The following is a 2,855-nucleotide window of genomic DNA, read 5'->3' as shown; positions in this document are numbered from 1 at the left end:
GATCGACAAGGGCGAGGGCAAGGGCGCGCTGCTTTACACCGAAAAGGAACTGCGCGACGCCGAGACCGGCACCCTGCTGGCCACGACCCGCAACACGACCTTCCTGCGCGGCGACGGTGGCTTCGGCGGTCCCGGCGGCCCCGCGAAGCCGGTCCACAAGCTGCCTGAAACCGAGCCTGACGGCGCGGCCGAGGTGCAGACGCGGCCCGAACAGGCGCTTTATTACCGCTGGAACGGCGACGACAACGCCCTGCATCTCGACCCCGAGGTTGCCGCCCGCGCCGGGTTCGAGCGGCCGATCATGCACGGGATGTGCTTTCTGGGCATGACCGCCCATGTGCTGCTGGCGCAGCTTTGCGGCCATGACACCAGCCGGTTCCGGGGTCTCGACGCGCGCTTCACCGCCAGCGTCTATCCGGGCGAGACATTGCGCGTCGAGTTCTGGAAGGACGGCTCGTTCCGCACCCGCGTGGTAGAGCGGGACGTGATCGCCATCGGCAACGGCAAGTTCGATTTCGCATGAGTGGGGGTAAGGGATGAGCTCGATCCGCATCAATGACGAGGACCGGCAGGAACAACTGCGGATGCTCGTCGAAAGCGCCGCCGGGATCGCCCCGCGTCAGGGTGGCTTCAAGCGCCAGCGGACGCTGGAGAAGTCCGACACGGGCTTCGACCGCGGGGCATGGGCGGAACTCGCCGGGATGGGCTGGCTGGGCCTGCGCCTGTCCGAGGACGCGGGCGGCATGGGGCTGGGAATGCTGGAATATGCCGTCCTCGCCGCCGAAGCCGGAGCCGCGCTGCTGCCCGAGCCCTTCATCGAGGCGCAGCTTGCCATCGACGTGATGGGGGCCGAAACCCCGGCCGAGGCGCTGTCGGGCGAACGCCTGATCCTGCCCGCATGGAGCTTTGCCGCCGACGGCACCGACATCGCCGGCGGCGTGACGGTCCAGGGCGACCGGCTCAGCGGCGAGAAGCGCTTCGTGCCGCTGGCGGCTGCGGCCGACGAGCTGCTGGTCACGACGGCCGAAGGCGGCTGGCTGGTCGCGGCCGCGGACACTGAAATCACGACCGAGCGCACCCAGGACGGCGGCCATGTGGGCCGCGTCCGGCTGGACGGCGTGGCGGGCCGCCGCATCCCCTTCGCCGATCCGCGCGCTTTCGACGCGGCCACGCTTGCCAACGCCGCCTGTCTGCTGGGCGTGATGGAGCGGGCGTTCGAGATCACGCTGGACTACCTCAAGACCCGCCGCCAGTTCGACCGGCCCATCGGCAGCTTCCAGGCGCTGCAGCACCGCGCGGTCGAGATGAAGGTGCAGATCGAGATCACCCGCGCCGTCATCCGCGACACGGCGCTGGCCTTCGACGGCGACGGCGATGTGCGCGCCGCGGTCTCGCGCGCGATGACCCGCGCCAGCGAGGCGGCGCAGTTCGTGACCCGCCAGGCGATCCAGATGCACGGCGCGATCGGCTACACGGATGAGGCCGACATCGGCCTGTTCCTGCGCAAGACGCTGGTGCTGATGAACCGCTACGGCTCGGCCAGCACCCACCGCAAGCGCCACGCCGAAACCCATGCCGAGGCGGCCTGATGGCGCTGGATCGCGACAACCGGGACGGGGTGCTGGTCCTGACGCTGAACGAGCCGCAGCGGCGCAACCCGCTGACGCAGGCGATCAAGGACGGGCTGTTTCAGGCGCTGACCTCGGCCCGGACCGACGAAGCCGTGCGCGCCGTGGTGCTGACCGGCGCGGGGGGCAACTTCTGCGCGGGCGGCGACCTGGCGACGCTCGGCACTGAAACCGTGGCGGGTGCGCGCGAGCGGATGATGCGCAGCGGCGACCTGATCCGGCGCATGGTGCGATACCCCAAGCCGCTTTACGCCGCCGTCGAAGGCTGGGCGGCGGGGGCTGGCTTGTCGATTGCGCTGGCCTGCGACGGGATCGTGGCGGGAGAGGGGGCGCGGTTCCTCGCCTCCTTCGTCCGCGTGGGCCTGATTCCGGATCTGGGAATGCTCGGCAGCCTGCCCGCCCGCATCGGCCCGGCGCCGGCGCGGCGGATGATGCTGTCCGCAGAACCCATGGACGCCGCCGCCGCGCAGGCCGCGGGGCTGGTGGACGAGGTGACGGCGGAGGGCGCGGCGCTGGACCGGGCCGTCGAACTCGCCCGCGCTGCCGCCGCGCGCGCGCCGTTGCCGCAGGCCCATGTCAAGGATTTCCTCGCCCGCGCCGTCGATGAGGCGCTGGATTACGAGGCGCTGATCCAGCCGCTACTGCTGGCAAGCCAGGACGCCGCCGAAGGCCGGGCGGCCTTCTTCGACAAGCGCGAGCCGCAATTCAAGGGGATGTGAGATGACCGCCATCGACCCGAAACCGCATGAAGACCTGAACCCTCTGTCCGACGAGGACTTCCGCCAGACCGTCCGCACCTGGATCGAGGCGAACTACCCGTCCGATCTGCGCAATCCGCAGCAGCGCCTGCATATCGACGCGGCGCGGCCCTGGTACGACCTGCTGTCGCAGCAGGGCTGGCTGACGCCCAACTGGCCGCGCGAGCATGGCGGCATGGGGCTGTCGCCCGCCAAGCACCTCATCATGGTCGAGGAGATGGAGCGCCACGGCTGCGCCCGCCTGCCCGACCAGGGCATGACGATGCTGGGCCCGCTGCTGATCCGCTATGGCAGCGACGAACAGCGCGCGTATCACCTGCCCCGAATCCAGTCGGGCGAGATCATCTGGTGCCAGGGATATTCGGAACCGAACGCGGGGTCCGACCTCGCCTCGCTGCGGACCTCGGCGGTGCTGGACGGCAACGAATGGGTCATCAACGGCCAGAAGATCTGGACCACGCTGGGGACC

General features: G+C 70.2%; 4 protein-coding genes. All 4 read left to right on the top strand.

Going from position 1 to position 2,855, the window contains the following annotated elements; genetic code table 11:
* Positions 1 to 523: MaoC family dehydratase (locus tag Q4F04_RS15290; RefSeq protein WP_303370653.1), on the top strand; the 523-nt coding region annotated here is incomplete at its 5' end.
* A gap of 13 nt (positions 524 to 536) precedes the next feature.
* Positions 537 to 1,589 carry an acyl-CoA dehydrogenase family protein gene (locus tag Q4F04_RS15285; protein WP_303370652.1) on the top strand — a complete coding sequence of 351 codons (1,053 nt, stop codon included), beginning with the start codon at positions 537 to 539 and terminating at the stop codon, positions 1,587 to 1,589.
* A complete protein-coding gene (locus Q4F04_RS15280; protein WP_303370651.1) occupies positions 1,589 to 2,347 on the top strand; it encodes an enoyl-CoA hydratase/isomerase family protein in 759 nt (252 codons plus the stop codon). Before Q4F04_RS15285 ends, Q4F04_RS15280 begins: the two co-directional genes overlap by 1 nt.
* A gap of 1 nt (position 2,348) precedes the next feature.
* Positions 2,349 to 2,855: acyl-CoA dehydrogenase family protein (locus Q4F04_RS15275; protein WP_303370650.1), on the top strand; the 507-nt coding region annotated here is incomplete at its 3' end.

The sequence above is a fragment of the Paracoccus sp. (in: a-proteobacteria) genome (assembly GCF_030536915.1).
Lineage (GTDB): Bacteria > Pseudomonadota > Alphaproteobacteria > Rhodobacterales > Rhodobacteraceae > Paracoccus.
This window is presented reverse-complemented; position numbering and strand designations above follow the sequence as displayed.